Below are 15,575 nucleotides of genomic sequence, written 5' to 3' on the forward strand. Positions count from 1 at the left end.
TCAGACATCGCCTTCTTCAAATGAAAGCGCGATATGCTTTTGCTGTGCTTCCATCTTTCTCATCGCAATACCAGCTTTTTCCAACATTTTTTTAGAAGCTACAAAACTATCTTGCGTAGCATATTTATCCGACAGGTAAATTACCTCGCCGATGCCAGATTGTATAATAGCTTTGGTACACTCGTTACAAGGAAATAGTGCGGTATATATTTTACAACCATGAAGGCTGATGCCGATATTGTTGAGTATGGCGTTCAATTCCGCATGGCAAACATAGGGGTACTTCGTTTCTAAAAAACTACCCTGCTTTTGCCAGGGAAACTCATCGTCGCTGATACCGATAGGTAAACCATTGTATCCCACACCTACTATTTTATTTTGGGTGTTTACGATACAGGCGCCTACCTGGGTTGAAGGATCTTTGCTACGTTTGCCCGAGAGCAATGCTACGCCCATAAAATACTCATCCCAGCTAATATAATTCTCTCTTTTTGACATTGCCGAACTTTAACGGTTTCTGCAAAATTATTGGAATTAGACTATTGGGTTATAAGAAAACGATGTGGTTTCCTTACGCGCGTTTGATAGCGTTGGTAGCTTCCAGGTATAAATTGTATACTTTTTGAGCACCCTGTAAAGCGCTATCATGATCTTCGTATTGATTAATGAGTTCCAGGAATTGCTTCCACATCACTCCGGTATCACCAGCATAAACATTGTAATACGCCAAAGGCAAGTCAGCGAATGCTTCATTTTTTTTCAGTCTTTTTATAATAACCTGCCCGCCTAAGGTAGCGCCTTCCAAAACATATAAAGCGCCCAGGGCCTCAACTTTACTATGAAAAGAAGGTTGATTTACCGGCAGATGTTGGTCCTCCGAAAGATTGATTTCTGAGGCCTTCATATCGGCTTCAAGGGCGGGCAGTTTTTTTCTTTTGCCGGGCTCAATTTCCTGGCCTGTTCTTTTTCCTAATACATCGAAGATGATTGGCTCCAGTAACTGGTGTACGAAATAATTAACACGCAATACCTTGTTATAATCAGCAAGAGTAAAGCTCCCGTCCATAATCGCATTAGCAAACATCGCCTCCTCCAGCCGGGTATGCAGTGGAGCGGTAGTTGTTTTAATAATAGTACTCAGCATTTAAGATGGCGTATTTTGAAAAACGAGGTAGAAAGCGGTCCCCTCGCCAAGGTTACTGATGCACCAGGCATAACCTTTGTGTTTTTCAAGGATGGTTTGTACAATGGGCAGACCTATACCAGAACCCTCAAATTCACTGGCATTCTGGCAACGGTTGAACAGGTCAAATATATGCGCATGATCTTCAGGCGGAATGCCGATCCCGTTGTCCAATATTTTGTAACAGGTATAGGCATCCTTTTTAAATCCACTGATCTCAACCTTTGGGTTGCTGGTTTTAGAACTATATTTTAGCGCATTGCCAATAATATTAGAGAAGCAATGATAAATAAGATGATGGTCGCCCAATATTTCGGGTGTATTGCCAATAAGAATCTTTGTTTTATGGTACTCATGGGCGATGGTGTGATCGCTTACAATGTCATTAATGAGTTTAGAAACATCTACTTCCTTAAAAGTGATCTCATTCTTATTAATACGGGTAAGTTGATTAACGCCCGATATCATCTCGTTCATTTTGTCAACACTGGTCATGATCTTTTTAGTGATCTCCTTTTCTTTCGGACTCATCGAATCACCTGCCAGTAATAATAGCTGGGCGTAAGACCTGATCACAGTTAACGGGGTTTTCAGATCGTGAGAAACCGTATAGCTAAAAAATTCCAGGTCCTTAGTTATACGATTCAACTTGCTGTTATAATCAGAGATCTGTCTTCTTTCTTTCTCGAAAGAAGAGTCTATCAGCAGCGCCACCCGTTGCGCCGAGCTGATTTCTTCATTCGTCCAGCTTTCAGATTGCTGTGTTATGTTCTCTCTCCAAACCGCAAATGACTTACGGGGAACATATTGTTTTAATTGATGGTTATCCTTCACCGGTTGTGTATCTTTATCATGAGGGTTGCCCGCCCATTGAACCACGTACCGGTTTTCCTTTTTGAACCAGATTAAATAGCTTCCTTCAACAGTCAATGGTGCAATGAGTATACCGCTGGCTCTTTTATAGTAGTCCACTGCTTTCTCATCTTCCTTCGAAAACTGCTGTGTATAATACAAGCCGTAAATACGTTTCGTTTTATGCCATTCGATGATGGACAGTATCTGGTCTCTTTCGGGCACCAGACCCTGGCTGTACAACTGCCCGTCAAACATCATGGCAAATCCTGATGCACTGGTTGTCTGTAGTAAATGTTGTAAACCTTTATTAAGACTGGATTTAAAGTTGTGTTCCTGTATAATCAACTCCTGGAGCCTTGAATAATTGCTGGTGTATTTCCGCTCAGCCTGCTTGGAAAGGTCTTTTAATTTTTCAGAAATCCTCGACATCATCACTTTAGCAATAAGTAAAGTAGCTTGCCGAACCTTAAAGTCAATTATTTTACGCGTACTGTGATGGCAGGATACCAGGCCCCAGAGCACATTGTCATCCATTATAGATACACTATAACTGGATGTTACGCCCATGTTTTTAAGGTACTCAATATGTGTTGGAGATACTGCCCGTAACACAGAATACGTAAGATCAAGAGGGGCCGGGGTAGATGAAATCACCGAAGGGGTAGCACCTCCTGCTTCGTGCACCAGGCGAATATGATTTTTTTTATAAAGCTCCCGTGCTTGTCTGGGTATATCCGTTTCAGGATATCGCAATCCCATAAAGGGTTCCAGCTCCTCATCTATAGCTTCTGCTACTACCTGCCCACTTCCGTCCTTATGGAACTGGTACACCATAACCCTCTCAAAACCGGTGATCCGTTTTATCTCCGAAACAGCTGCATCCATAATATCCGCAATAATATTCTGGCCAATGACAGTGTCTACTATCTCGAAAATTTTATCAGAAACATCTCCTTCCTGCAAAACAGGTTCTGTTTCAAATATCAGGTAGTTATTGCTGAAAGAGTGAATAAGGTAATAAGTGATACCATTGCAGGTTACAACCGGATAATGATTGGGCAGGCTTACATCGCCCTTGCTAAGGGATGCCGCGTAATGGGAGAACAAAAAGCCAGGTGCAGTAATAAGCTTATCTAAAATTCTGCAGTGTCTTCCAATAAGGTCATTGGCATCTGCCAATAATAAACTGTTTACATTTTCACTGGCATGCGTAACCTGTTCCTTCTCCTTCTCTATTCCAATCAGGAAACCCCTATCCTGAATTTTACCAAGAATGTGAATGGGTTCTGTGTGGCACTGAAGTATTGAAGAAGGACTACTCATAAACGGTTTCGGGGATTATTCCTTAAACGCGGGAGAAGGTAAATGTAACCATTGTTTACGACATACGATCTATAAACGTTTTACAGGAGTATTTAGTATTGAGTTTCATGTAAGTAGATTGTTAAAGTTGTGGCAACAGGTATGGAATGCAGGTTAGTTCGTGTCATATTTAAAATAATGCTGCGATGAAAACAGGTTTAGTAACCCTGCTGTTTTTATGGGGATGTGACCAGGTTTCGGTTCGTTCTGCTCCATACGACGAGCCTGCAACGCAGGGTTTAAAAGTGGATGCTTTTAGAAATGTGGGCGCAATCAGGGCACCTGCCGGTTTCACACGATTGCCCTGTAAGGAAGGTTCTTTCGGACACTGGCTGAGGACGGTTGCGCTAAAACCTGATAACCGGGTTTATCTGTATGATGGCCGGCTAAAGTCAAATCAGCAGGTACAGTATGCGGTCATAGACGTATCTGTAGGAAACAGGGATTTGCAGCAATGTGCCGATGCCATTATGAGGCTTCGCGCTGAATTCCTGTTTGAACAAAAACGCTTTTCTGATATTGTCTTTATTGACAACCTGAGTAAAAGATATACATGGACAGGCGGGAGTAATAAAACTAGTTTCCAGAAATACCTGGATCGTGTATTTGGTATGTGCGGAACCGCTTCATTGGAAAAGCAGCTGAACCCGGCATCAATGAAAAATATTGAACCCGGCGATGTCCTCATCAAAGGTGGTTTTCCCGGTCATGCTATGATCGTTGTAGATGTGGCCGTCAACGCAAAAGGTGAAAGACGGTTTATGCTGGCACAGAGCTATATGCCTGCACAGGATATACATATTGTTAAGAACCCCAATGCTAACAATAGCCCCTGGTATAAAGCAGATGAGCTGCAGCCGGTTACGACGCCTGAATGGACTTTTGTGCCCAGCCAGTTAAGAAAGTGGTAAGGTGGCTAAAAAAAAGATAGCCGCCACTATTGATTAGAATCAGCATTTCAATTGAGTTTTGTCATAAGTGGCCTAAAAAGCAAGAGCTAGTTTTACGTCATCTTGGCTAAAATGCAACTATATATTTCTGAAGGCACCCGCCCCGAGGATGTAAAGAATTTCTTTTCATCCTGCTATCCTTTTCTAAAAATCGAATTATATAAAATAGGAAATGAAAATAATCCTGGTCGGTTTAAAAAGCTGAGCCCGGTTACAGATAAGTTTGTTGATCTGCCGGGAGAAGGCATTGTTGATATTCATAGCGACATAACTGTGGCCGAATTAGGAAACAGCTTCGCCAGCTTGGGCTTAAGAACCGAGGTATTCAGAAAGAGCGGCAATGTATGGGTGGCTACTTTACTTACCGATAGCTGGACGCTTCAGCAACAAAATAATGCCGGAGAAGAGATCACTAATAATACCTGAGCTAAAATTTAATAGGGCAGGTTCTTTAATTTGCTTTCGTTTAGTATAATAATACTCCCCCCTTTTATATCAACCAGCTTTTCTGCTTTAAAATCGGATAAGGTCCTGATCAGCGATTCCGTAGCAATTCCTGTAACCTGGGCGAGATTATCCCTGGATAACCTGATCTCTTTAGTGTCGGGAGATTCTGCTTTAAATTTCTCCAGCATGGCGGTTAACTGGTAAGCTACTTTTTTACGTAGCGAGTTGTACGCAATATTCAATAAAGATTCTTCCTTCTCCAGTACATTGTGCGTGATCAGTTTAATGAACTGCCTGGCAACCTGCATGTCAGCCGACATTAATACCAGAAAATCATCCTTGGGTATCGTCATGATCTCCGCGTCCTCCAATACTTCTGCACTTTCTTTATACACGATGTTTTCAAGTATGTAGGTATAACCCAGAAAATCTCCTTTACCCAGCACGTTTGTGATGAGTTCTTTTCCGTCATCATTTGATTTGAAGGTTTTTACCTTGCCGGATTTTACGTAGTATACTGCTTTCGGTCTTTGTCCTTCCGCATAAATCTGCTGCTTCTTTTTATAATTATAAACCTCCCTTTCTTCTGAGATCAGCTGAACATGGCTTACTTTTTTAACGTTGGTCAAAAAGCTGTTGAGCGAGTCGGCACCTTCAATATCACGGGCCAGCTGCTGTTTTACCGCTTCCGACTTATGTAGCCGCATCTCCACAGCTTTCAGTAATTCTATTCCTTCAAAAGGTTTGGTAATATAGTCGTCTGCACCCAGCTCCATTCCTTTCCTGAAATCTGTTTTTTCAGATTTGGCCGTCAAAAAAATAAAGGGAATACTATTGGTGTTAGGGTTTTGATTTAACAGGTATACAACGCCATAGCCATCCAGTACAGGCATCATTATATCGCAGATGATCAGGTCCGGAAGCTGTTGCACAGCTATTTCAGTTCCCACTTTACCATTCTCGGCAGCAACCACTTCATAGCCGGATAGCTCCAGTATCTCTGCAATATTGTCTCTTACTTCATCGTTATCTTCTATTACCAAAATTTTTTTCATCCTTTGCTTAGGTTTATTGGGGGATATGTATGGTGAACACAGAGCCTTTCTCCAGTTCACTCTTAAATTCAATAGATCCATTCATCAGTTCAATATAGCGCAATACAATATTTAACCCCAAACCGGTACCCTGTATATTTACCGCATTTTGGGCCCGGAAGAATCTTTCAAATAAATGAGCCTGATCTTCCTCAGAAATGCCAATTCCGCTGTCCTTTACAGACACCCGCAATTCCTCAGAAGAGGTCTGGCATGTTAACTCAATGGAACCATTTTCGGGAGAAAATTTGATTGCGTTGGAGAGCAGGTTAATGCAAATGTTTTTCAGCAATCTTTCATCGATCACCACCGGAGTATCACCTTTGAAATCAGTTCGAATCTGCTGGCCGGGCTTACAATGTACCGACATCTCGTATACCACATCACTCAGCGCTTCAAAACAGGCTTCAGCGCTAAGTGTTTCGGGTTTTGCGTGTACAATGCCCTCATCCAGTTTATCCAGTGATAAAAAATCATCCAGTATCATCTTCATATCATTAACCGCATGTTTAATACGGTTAATATGCTTGGTTCTTTTGCCAGGTTCATCCAAATCGTTATATTTTTCCAATAAAAACGATGAAGACAGGATCGTGCTGAGCGGCGTTTTAAATTCATGCGAGGCCATCGATACAAACTTGGATTTCATTTCTCCCAGGTCCTTCTCGGTTTTTAAAGCTTCACTTAATTCCAGCTTCGATTGTTCAAGGGCCGAAAGCGTTTCCCGCAGCATTTTGGTACGGTCGTCTATCTTTTTTTCAAGAGATATATTGAGCTGGGTGATCTCTTTGGTGACCTGCTCCAGCTCTTCTTTTTGCCTGACTACTATTTCTTCCTGGTGTTTTCGAACCGTTATGTTGATGACAAAAGCAATTACAAAGAGCTCGTTGTTTACCGTATAACTACTTAAACTTACCTCTACCGGGAATACGCTGCCATCCTTTCGTTGGGCATACAGGTCCCTGCCATGCCCCATAGAGCGGGGTGTAGGATGCTCGTAATAGCCTTCCCTGTAATTTTCATGCCTGGCTTTTATAGCCGGTGGTAAAAGTATTTCCAATGACCGGAGAATCACTTCTTCTTTGGCATAACCAAAATCCCGTTCAGCCTGCTTATTAAAATTGATGATCTGCCCGTTCCGGTTAGTTACCACAATCCCGATAGTGGCATGATCGAACAGGGCTTCTATCCAGTTACGCTGATCTTCATTGGTATGTTCGAAAAACTGATGCATACCCTTAGTGCTTTTCTGATTGTTGAAACGGTTTTTTAGTTTCCAAAGACGGAGCGTTTAACTTAACGACCCTGGTAGCCCGCTTCCGCATTACCATATTAAGTAGCTCTACAATAAACGAAAATGCCATTGCAAAGTATATATAGTTTTTAAGATGCAGTTCATGCGCCATATCAGAGTTCCAGCCTTCAACAATAAGACTAACTCCTATCATTACCAGGAAGGATAGCGCCAGCATTTTTAGCGTAGGATGCTTTTCAATAAATGCGGCGATTTTGGGACTGAAGGTAAACATCACGATCATAGCTACAATAACCGCAGCTACCATGATCTCCAGGTGCTTGGCTGTACCACCGGCAGTAATCACACTGTCAAAAGAAAAAACGGCATCAATTACTAATATCTGCGCGATGGCTTGTCCAAAACTTAGCTTTTTTTGATTTTGTGTATGGGCTGACGGATCTTCACCTTCCAGCTTATGATGTATTTCTTTAACCGATTTATAAATAAGAAATAGACCGCCCACCAGCATTACAATGCTCGCCAGGTCGAAACCTTTGCCAAACCAGGATTCGGGAATAATGTGTTTACCTTTTTGAGCCAGCAACCAGCTTAATGCCGCCAGCAAAAGGCAGCGGCTTAGTATACCGGTAACCATCCAGGTGCGCCTGGCTTTCTTTTGCAAATTAACCGGTAGCCGGTTTAAAATAATGCTTACAAAAATTACATTATCTATACCCAGCACTACTTCAAGTACCACAAGTATTAAAAAGCTAAGCAGAGATTCGAAGGTAAAAAGCTCCGAACCGGAAATGAATAAAAGATCCATTTTATATATTATAAGGATTTACAGATTTGTTTTACAATATCGGGCCCCTGGTAAATGAAACCGGTCCATACCTGCACCAACGACGCACCGGCAGCCATTTTCTCACGGGCATCAACGCCGGTAAAAATACCACCCGAGCCAATAATGGGAATGCTTCCCCTTGTTTGTCGATGCACATATTCAATAATGCCTGTACTCTTAGCCCTTACCGGCTTGCCGCTCAACCCACCCGCACCAATTTTTTCCTGTTCGGCAACCGGTGTATTTAATCCATTGCGGTCAATGGTAGTATTGCTGATCACCAGGCCATCTAATTTTACTTCCGATGCCAGGTCTATGACATCATCAATCTGCGATTGCGTGAGGTCGGGAGCGATCTTTAATAAAATAGGCTTAGCCACTGCTTTACCATTGTTGATCATGGCCAGGTTCCAGATGATCTTGCGAAGCGACTCCTTCTCCTGCAACTCCCGTAAACCAGGAGTATTAGGGCTGCTCACATTCACTACAAAATAGTCTACATAATGATGCAGTTTATTAAAGCAGGTGGCATAATCCTTCCAGGCATCTTCATTGGGGGTAACCTTGTTTTTGCCAATATTGCCACCAATAATCAATGGTTGCTTGTCCGTGTTTGTTGCTTTTTTTTCTCTCCACTTTTGCAGTCGTTCTGCAATAATATCCGCCCCCTCGTTATTAAAGCCCATGCGGTTGATCAGTGCCTTATCCTGGGGCAGGCGAAACAACCTTGGTTTTGGATTGCCATCCTGGGCCAGTGGCGTAACCGTCCCTATCTCAACAAACCCAAACCCGAGCGCTTCCAGCTCATTCAGGTAGCGGGCATTTTTATCAAATCCGGCGCCCAGGCCAACAGGGTTTTTAAAAGTCATATTTAAAAACCGGGTTTCAAGACGATTATCTGGCGGTGGTGCCACTATAGCGCTCACCAGCTTTTTCCCGGCTTGGGATGCTGTAAGCAGGCTTAACTGGTTCATAGCCATATAATGAGCTTGCTCGGCCGGGAACATAAAGTACAATTTGCGCAGTAATGAATACATTGGGTGCAAAAATAAGTATTCTGAATATTGCTCTAAGCTTTCTGCGTCTTATGGTACAAAGAATATCGCAGGGATTGTATTGATCGGTATCATTATTACCGTTAACTACCGGCTAATACACGCCGGGCTATATTTTAGATGACTGGAAATACTTAAATTTGAGTAATAAAGTTGTTTATGCAACTAATTACTCAATTCAAATAGTTTGCCATGGAAGCATATATTGTTGCCGGGTATAGAACGGCAGTCGGAAAAGCAAAAAGAGGTGGATTCCGTTTTTATCGTCCTGATGACCTGGCCATTGAGGTGATCAGGGGGGTGATGAGTAGTATTCCGCAGTTGGAGCCAGGCAGGGTAGATGATGTGATTGTGGGAAACGCAGTGCCTGAGGCTGAGCAGGGGTTACAGGTGGGCCGGATCATTGCGGCACGGGCTCTTGGAATTGATACGCCTGGTATGACCGTGAACCGTTATTGCGCATCTGGTTTGGAAACCATCGCAATAGCGAGCGCCAAGATCCGGAGCGGCATGGCCGACTGTATCATTGCAGGTGGTACAGAAAGCATGAGCCTGGTACCTGCTTCAGGATGGAAAACGGTGCCTTCCTATTCTATAGCCAGCGATGCTCCTGATTATTACCTGAACATGGGATTGACAGCGGAGGCAGTGGCCAAAGATTTTAATATTAGCCGGCAGGCGCAGGATGAGTTTAGTTATAACTCACACCAGAAAGCCATAGAGGCTATTACGAAAGGTTATTTTAAGGAGGGCATTTTACCGATAGATGTGGAGGAGATTTACCTGGATGAGAAAGGTAAAAAGCAGAAGAGAAATTTTGTAGTGGATACCGATGAGGGCCCAAGGGCTGATACATCTTTAGAGGCGTTGAATAAGCTGAAACCGGTGTTTGCGGCAGGCGGTACTGTAACGGCAGGCAATGCTTCACAAACCAGTGATGGTGCGGCTTTTGTGGTAGTGATGAGCGAGAAGCTGATGAATGAGTTACAGCTTCAGCCTATTGGCAGATTGGTTGCCTCCGCTGTGGCAGGGGTTGACCCTCGCATTATGGGAATAGGGCCGGTGGCTGCTATACCTAAAGCTTTGCAGCAGGCAGGTAAGAACCTCGGGGACATTGATTTGATAGAATTGAATGAAGCTTTTGCTTCGCAGGCCCTGGCGGTTATCCAGGAAGCTAACCTGGATCCGGAAAAAGTAAATATTAACGGAGGCGCTATAGCATTGGGCCACCCGCTGGGTTGTACCGGTACAAAGTTGACCATCCAGGTGCTGGGTGATCTGAAAAGATTAAACAAGAAGTATGGTATGGTGACGGCTTGTGTAGGAGGAGGGCAAGGCATTGCGGGTATTATAGAAAGATTATAAGAAATTCGATTAAGGTTTAAGATAAGGTTTAAAGTTTTAACAGGCTTTAAACCTTTTTTATTTACTTCGTTGTTTGCTGTCAAACAAAATTGTTTGTTACTATCAAACAATTTTGTATTTTTGTAGCAAACAAAGTAAGCAAGCCATGATAGCGCAAACGCTGATAGCTGAAGTGTTGGATACGCAAAATGAATTCTGGCTTCAGAAAGATACTTCGGTACCAAGGGAGAAATCTGCAGCAATAAAAGTATATGCGGGCTTTGCTTCTATTATCACAGGCATTCGGCGTTGTGGCAAGAGTACGCTGCTTAGGCAATTATTATCTACTGTTTCGGGGAATACCATTTTTCTGAATTTCGAAGATCCACGGCTGACGGGTTTTGAAAGAGATGATTTCAGAAGACTGGACTTGGAACTAAAGAACCGGAAAACAAAAAACCTCTTCTTTGATGAAATTCAGATGCTGGATAACTGGGAATTATATGTCAGGCAGAAATTAGATGAAGGGTTTAATGTTATTGTAACCGGGTCTAACGCCACCTTGCTAAGTAAAGAAATGGGTACTAAACTTACGGGCAGGCACTTGTCGGGTGAGTTATTCCCATTTTCCTTTTCAGAATATCTGAAGTTCAACAAAAAACGGAATAGCGAGAAAGCTTTGCTGGCTTATTTAAAGGACGGCGGTTTTCCAGAGTTTCTAAAACTTAAAAATCCGCAGATATTACAACAGCTGTTGGATGATATTTTATTAAGAGACATTGCCGTACGCTATGCCGTACGTGATGTAGGTTCTCTGCGAAAGCTGGCGGTATACCTGGTGTCCCATATTGGGAAACCCATATCGGCTACTAAATTAAAGGATACACTCAATATAAAGGCTACGAGCACGGTTTTGGAGTATTTTTCTTATATGGAGGATGCTTACCTGGTACAGTTTGTATCTAAATTTAGTTACTCATTACAGGTGCAGATCCGTAATCCTAAAAAGGTATATGCAATAGACCTCGGCCTGTTTACGCATAACTCTATCACGTTCTCTGATGAAAATGGCAGACGCCTGGAGAACCTGGTGTATTTACATTACCGAAGGCAGGGAAAGGAAATAACTTACTTTAGTGAGAAGAAAGAATGCGATTTTATTATTTCTGAAAAGGGAAAGGTAAAGAGTGCTGTACAGGTATGTTATGAGATCACCCAGGATAATCTGCAACGTGAAATTGATGGTTTGATGGAAGCGCTTCGTTTTCTAAAGCTAAAAAAAGGAAGTATCATAACACTGAAGCAGTCAGATGTATATCATGTGGATGGAAAGGAAATAGAGTTGATACCGGTTAGCCAACTATTGCTGGAATTAACGTAGCTGCAGCGGCTATAAACTATTGCGCAGGTTATAAAAGTTTTTACCAGGAATATCGTCTAATCAGCATTATCCTTAATCCTTATTTAATTCATGGCGAAACCTTTTTCTAAAACATTAGACCTCGTAAGCATAGTCAGGCAGCTATGGCCTTTTGTAAGACCCTATCGTACCATGATCTTTGGTACCCTGGCGCTTACATTAGTAGGTTCGTTGGCGGCCCAGGTAAATCCGCTCGTTCTAAAATATACGGTTGATCATGTGGATGCTTTAATTCAACTACCTGACCCTATGAAAGAAGGGCTGAGGTTGCTGACCATTATTTCGATAATCCTTTTCACCAAAGAGATCGTCAATATTTTTATCCAGTTCGGGCAGAAGTTTTATGGCGAAAAGATCCGCATTAACGTAAGTAACAGCCTGGCGCAAAAGGCAATCCGTAGGATACTGACTTATCATATGGGATTTTTTGCGGCGCCTGAAAACCAGTCGGGCAAACTGCAAACACGCATAGACAGGGGTGTTGAGAGCCTCACGAGGCTGGTTCAGAATTTCTTTATAGACATATTACCCTTATTCTGTAATGCCATCCTGGCCCTGGTGATTATGTTTATGGCTAATGTTTATGTGGGCCTGATAGCGATCACCATCCTGCCTGCTTATTTTTATGTAAGCGCCCGGCAGGCAAAAAAACTGCAGGGAGTAAGGAGGCAATTGCGCGGAGGCCGGGAGAATAAAAGTAACGGCCTGCTCAATATCATTGACTCAATGACAGTGATCAAAAGCTTTGTAAGAGAAGATGTAGAAGAGAAGAAGCAATTGGTTATTCAACAACAACTCACCGATGATCAGTTGTACACCCGGCGTACCAACTTTACCTATGACGGGGTAAAGTCTTTTATTGAGCAGATAGGTGTAGTGCTGATCATTATTTTAACGGCTTACCTGGTACTAAACCACCAGATCAGCATTGGCGCTATTATGCTGCATATTATGTTATTCAATAACGTATCGGCGCCCATCAGGCAATTGCACCGTATTTATGATGAGGTAAACGACGCCTTTATATATGCCGAAGCTTTTTTCCAGATCATTGAAGATGATGAGGAAATTGAGCAAACGGGTACACATGCGGTTACAGAGGCGGAGGGCACTTTTGAAATGAAACAGGTAAACTTTACCTATCCGAATGGCACCAGGGCATTGTATGATATCAGCCTTAAAATAGAAAGAGGAAAGACCACGGCGCTGGTAGGCTTAAGCGGTGCGGGCAAGAGCACGATACTCAACCTGCTGAACAAATTTTATGAACCCGATAGCGGAGCAATACTATTAGACGGAGTTAACCTCAACGAATATGAAAACGCCTCTTTACGAAGTGAGATAGGGTTAGTACTTCAGAAAAATCATATTTTTAAAGGAACGATTGAAGATAATATCCGGTATGGAAAAATAGAAGCTACCAACGAAGAAATTGTAACTGCGGCACGAAAAGCTTACCTGCACGATCAGATCATGGAACTGCCGATGCAGTACAAGAGCGATGCACAATTGTTGAGCGGTGGTCAGCAGCAACGGATTGCCATCGCACGGTTATTCCTGAAAGATCCCCCTATCATATTCCTGGACGAGCCTACTGCCAGCCTGGATGCTATTGCAACAGAACAGATCAAGAACAGCCTGGATGCGATCAAACAGAACCGGACTGTGGTGATCATCTCGCATTCCATTTCCCAGATAGTAGATGCGGACATTATCTACGTGCTAAAACAAGGACGACTGGTAGAAAGTGGTAAGCATGAAGATCTGGTAAAACAGGAAGGGGTATACAAAGAGATCTTTGATGCATCTGCACGAAGCCTTAATATTGCCCGTATTGCACAAACGCTGAACGCCTGACACGTTTTATTATTTTATTAACAACCGCAGCTCTTTATAAAAGGTCTTACCAGTAAATCCATTGAACGATGAAAGCAAGAATTACAATTTTAGCGCTGGTATTTCTTTTATTAGGAGTGGCCAATGCAGACGCACAAAAGCATTATTACAAGGGTAAAAAAATGCATGCCAAGCATGGCTACCATCATAAAGGCCATCCTCGTCATTACGGCGGTCACAAGTACCACAGGTACAGAAACGTAAGGTATGCCGAGCCGGTACGGCATTATTATTATCCAACCCGTTATAGCAGGAGAGCTGTGTATGCCCATCCTTATCCAGGCAGGTATTATAGCAGACCAGCTTATAACCGACCCGTTATTCAGGCTTCTATCTTTTTGCCATAACAGAATTTATTGAAGCTGTTTAAAAAGACCGTTGTGTGTTGAGCGCAATGGTCTTTTTAATTTGAATGACCACCTTATTTTTCCGGATCTCGTAAACGGTTTTTCCCGATTTCGAAAATGAATGACAGAGCGCTATGGTATTTTTGTTTTACAAAAGCAATCGGGCTTCTCCGGCTTTTTCTTCCCGCTCCGGTGGTTAGTTTTTGAGAGCAGGCCCGCCAAGAATTAGTATAGTTTTCCTTAAGCAGATAGTTTTCGAGAGTGCACCGTTTATTTCTATAAGGGGTGCTTTTTGTTTGGGTGATAGTAAACTGTTGATAGATGACAGCGTGTAGCTCGCTAACAGGGAGTTGTCAACTGTAAACTGCCATCCGTCAACTTCCACTACGGTACATTAATATACTTATGTATTTGCAGGCTGAGTTCCCACTTAGGATTTTGTTTAATATACTCAACGATAAGAGGAGTCATTGCATCCGCCTTGCTCCATTCAGGTTGGAGGTATAATTTACAGGTGTCAGCAACCTGCGCTGCAAAGCTTTCGCCCCAGGCAAAGTCAGATTTATTATAAACAATGATCTTTAGCTCGTTGGCTACAGGAAGGATCTCCGGTAACGGAGCTTTGAATTTTTTGGGTGAAAGGCAGATCCAGTCCCAGCTGCCGCTCAGTGGCGAGGAGCCGGAAGTTTCAATATTGGTGGCAATACCTTCTTTTTGGATAGCTGCGGTCAGTTCATCCAGGTTATGCATCAATGGCTCTCCTCCGGTGATCACTGCCAATGGTGTATTAGATGCTTTAATCGTGCTCACAATTGTATCAAGCGGCATCATCGGATGTCCGTCAAACGACCAGCTGTCCTTTACATCGCACCAAACGCAGCCGACATCACAACCTCCCAGTCTTACAAAGTAAGCTGCCCGGCCCTGGTGGAAACCTTCCCCCTGTATGGTGTAAAAATGTTCCATAACGGGGAAGGATGATACTTGTTGGTCGATATTGGATGTTTGATGCTTGATAACTTGATGTTTGATAGTTGATACTAGATGCTAGATACTGGATGTTTGATGATGATCCCGGATCCGGTATCCCGCATCTGTATTTACTTCATGCTCACATGTCCTTCTTCTATGGCTTGTATAAACCTGTTAAGCTTTCTGCCTAATAAATCGATTTTTTCTTTAAGTGATATAAAGGTTCTTTCATCGCTAAAAGACCATGTTTCAAGATGATCGATTGTTTCATCATTCGATGCCTGTGCATAAACCAGAAACTTAATAAACTCATTTTTATATCTCCTTCTGCGATAACCTTCAACGATAGTTGATTTTACAGACTTGCTGGAACGTCTGACTTGCTGCCCTTCTTCAAACAGCTCGAATTTGGGAAGTTGGAGCGACATTTTGTGGACTTCGATAACAATTTCTCTGGATACTTGCCAGACTTCTAATTTTCGGTAACTCATAGGGTAGATTTTTAATTATTAATAAAGAACATTATTTAATCTAGTATCCCACTCAGTATCCGGTATCAAATATCC

15 protein-coding genes are annotated in these 15,575 nt (G+C 42.6%); 6 read left to right on the plus strand and 9 right to left on the minus strand.

What is annotated here, in order from left to right:
• From U0035_RS16305 to U0035_RS16315, 3 genes are all read right to left on the minus strand, one after another.
• Window positions 1-498, minus strand: coding sequence for a deoxycytidylate deaminase (locus tag U0035_RS16305; protein WP_114792264.1), 498 nt, complete (start codon window positions 496-498; stop codon window positions 1-3).
• A gap of 73 nt (window positions 499-571) precedes the next feature.
• Window positions 572-1,144, minus strand: coding sequence for a biliverdin-producing heme oxygenase (locus tag U0035_RS16310; protein WP_114792265.1), 573 nt, complete (start codon window positions 1,142-1,144; stop codon window positions 572-574).
• A complete protein-coding gene (locus tag U0035_RS16315; RefSeq protein ID WP_114792266.1) occupies window positions 1,145-3,361 on the minus strand; it encodes an ATP-binding protein in 2,217 nt (738 codons plus the stop codon).
• A gap of 185 nt (window positions 3,362-3,546) precedes the next feature.
• Between U0035_RS16315 and U0035_RS16320 the strand changes: the two genes are divergently transcribed.
• Window positions 3,547-4,311, plus strand: a complete 765-nt coding sequence (locus U0035_RS16320; protein ID WP_114792267.1) for a DUF4846 domain-containing protein — start codon at window positions 3,547-3,549, stop codon at window positions 4,309-4,311.
• A gap of 111 nt (window positions 4,312-4,422) precedes the next feature.
• Window positions 4,423-4,776, plus strand: a complete 354-nt coding sequence (locus tag U0035_RS16325; protein ID WP_114792268.1) for a hypothetical protein — start codon at window positions 4,423-4,425, stop codon at window positions 4,774-4,776.
• An 8-nt stretch (window positions 4,777-4,784) separates the two neighbouring features.
• On the opposite strand, the gene U0035_RS16330 is transcribed toward U0035_RS16325, so the two are convergent.
• The 4 genes from U0035_RS16330 to U0035_RS16345 are packed head-to-tail and all read right to left on the minus strand — an operon-like array spanning window position 4,785 to window position 9,012.
• A complete protein-coding gene (locus U0035_RS16330) occupies window positions 4,785-5,852 on the minus strand; it encodes a response regulator (RefSeq protein ID WP_114792269.1) in 1,068 nt (355 codons plus the stop codon).
• 13 nt (window positions 5,853-5,865) lie between these two features.
• Entirely contained in the window at window positions 5,866-7,125 is a 1,260-nt protein-coding gene (locus tag U0035_RS16335; protein ID WP_114792270.1) for a PAS domain-containing sensor histidine kinase, read from the minus strand.
• Between the two features lie 4 nt (window positions 7,126-7,129).
• Window positions 7,130-7,954 (minus strand): TerC family protein, encoded by an 825-nt coding sequence (locus tag U0035_RS16340; protein ID WP_114792271.1) that lies wholly within the window; start codon window positions 7,952-7,954, stop codon window positions 7,130-7,132.
• 8 nt (window positions 7,955-7,962) lie between these two features.
• On the minus strand, window positions 7,963-9,012 hold the full coding sequence (locus tag U0035_RS16345) for a quinone-dependent dihydroorotate dehydrogenase (protein WP_114792272.1): 1,050 nt from the start codon (window positions 9,010-9,012) through the stop codon (window positions 7,963-7,965).
• A 210-nt stretch (window positions 9,013-9,222) separates the two neighbouring features.
• Between U0035_RS16345 and U0035_RS16350 the strand changes: the two genes are divergently transcribed.
• The 4 genes from U0035_RS16350 to U0035_RS16365 all read left to right on the plus strand — a co-directional run bounded on the left by U0035_RS16350 (window position 9,223) and on the right by U0035_RS16365 (window position 14,037).
• Window positions 9,223-10,395 carry an acetyl-CoA C-acyltransferase gene (locus U0035_RS16350; protein ID WP_114792273.1) on the plus strand — a complete coding sequence of 391 codons (1,173 nt, stop codon included), beginning with the start codon at window positions 9,223-9,225 and terminating at the stop codon, window positions 10,393-10,395.
• 145 nt (window positions 10,396-10,540) lie between these two features.
• On the plus strand, window positions 10,541-11,755 hold the full coding sequence (locus U0035_RS16355) for an ATP-binding protein (RefSeq protein ID WP_114792274.1): 1,215 nt from the start codon (window positions 10,541-10,543) through the stop codon (window positions 11,753-11,755).
• 90 nt (window positions 11,756-11,845) lie between these two features.
• Window positions 11,846-13,651, plus strand: a complete 1,806-nt coding sequence (locus U0035_RS16360; protein ID WP_211316503.1) for an ABC transporter ATP-binding protein — start codon at window positions 11,846-11,848, stop codon at window positions 13,649-13,651.
• Window positions 13,652-13,719: 68 nt separating this feature from the next.
• Complete coding sequence (locus U0035_RS16365) at window positions 13,720-14,037, plus strand: hypothetical protein (protein ID WP_114792275.1); 318 nt, start codon at window positions 13,720-13,722, stop codon at window positions 14,035-14,037.
• Window positions 14,038-14,421: 384 nt separating this feature from the next.
• Here U0035_RS16365 and U0035_RS16370 read toward each other — a convergent pair whose 3' ends face one another.
• Together U0035_RS16370 and U0035_RS16375 are read right to left on the minus strand one after the other, a co-directional pair.
• A complete protein-coding gene (locus tag U0035_RS16370) occupies window positions 14,422-15,003 on the minus strand; it encodes a 7-carboxy-7-deazaguanine synthase QueE (RefSeq protein WP_114792276.1) in 582 nt (193 codons plus the stop codon).
• A 134-nt stretch (window positions 15,004-15,137) separates the two neighbouring features.
• Entirely contained in the window at window positions 15,138-15,500 is a 363-nt protein-coding gene (locus tag U0035_RS16375) for a four helix bundle protein (protein ID WP_114792277.1), read from the minus strand.
• Window positions 15,501-15,575 lie beyond the last annotated feature (75 nt).

Origin of the sequence: Niabella yanshanensis (genome assembly GCF_034424215.1) — a bacterium.
In the GTDB taxonomy this organism is placed as follows: domain Bacteria; phylum Bacteroidota; class Bacteroidia; order Chitinophagales; family Chitinophagaceae; genus Niabella; species Niabella yanshanensis.

Coding starts and splice junctions, on each gene's coding strand:
- U0035_RS16315 (WP_114792266.1), bottom strand. CDS start 3,361: ATGAGTAGTCCTTCTTCAATACTTCAGTGCCACACAGAACCCATTCAC.
- U0035_RS16365 (WP_114792275.1), top strand. CDS start 13,720: ATGAAAGCAAGAATTACAATTTTAGCGCTGGTATTTCTTTTATTAGGA.
- U0035_RS16355 (WP_114792274.1), top strand. CDS start 10,541: ATGATAGCGCAAACGCTGATAGCTGAAGTGTTGGATACGCAAAATGAA.
- U0035_RS16310 (WP_114792265.1), bottom strand. CDS start 1,144: ATGCTGAGTACTATTATTAAAACAACTACCGCTCCACTGCATACCCGG.
- U0035_RS16360 (WP_211316503.1), top strand. CDS start 11,846: ATGGCGAAACCTTTTTCTAAAACATTAGACCTCGTAAGCATAGTCAGG.
- U0035_RS16370 (WP_114792276.1), bottom strand. CDS start 15,003: ATGGAACATTTTTACACCATACAGGGGGAAGGTTTCCACCAGGGCCGG.
- U0035_RS16375 (WP_114792277.1), bottom strand. CDS start 15,500: ATGAGTTACCGAAAATTAGAAGTCTGGCAAGTATCCAGAGAAATTGTT.
- U0035_RS16350 (WP_114792273.1), top strand. CDS start 9,223: ATGGAAGCATATATTGTTGCCGGGTATAGAACGGCAGTCGGAAAAGCA.
- U0035_RS16325 (WP_114792268.1), top strand. CDS start 4,423: ATGCAACTATATATTTCTGAAGGCACCCGCCCCGAGGATGTAAAGAAT.
- U0035_RS16305 (WP_114792264.1), bottom strand. CDS start 498: ATGTCAAAAAGAGAGAATTATATTAGCTGGGATGAGTATTTTATGGGC.
- U0035_RS16340 (WP_114792271.1), bottom strand. CDS start 7,954: ATGGATCTTTTATTCATTTCCGGTTCGGAGCTTTTTACCTTCGAATCT.
- U0035_RS16320 (WP_114792267.1), top strand. CDS start 3,547: ATGAAAACAGGTTTAGTAACCCTGCTGTTTTTATGGGGATGTGACCAG.
- U0035_RS16345 (WP_114792272.1), bottom strand. CDS start 9,012: ATGTATTCATTACTGCGCAAATTGTACTTTATGTTCCCGGCCGAGCAA.
- U0035_RS16330 (WP_114792269.1), bottom strand. CDS start 5,852: ATGAAAAAAATTTTGGTAATAGAAGATAACGATGAAGTAAGAGACAAT.
- U0035_RS16335 (WP_114792270.1), bottom strand. CDS start 7,125: ATGCATCAGTTTTTCGAACATACCAATGAAGATCAGCGTAACTGGATA.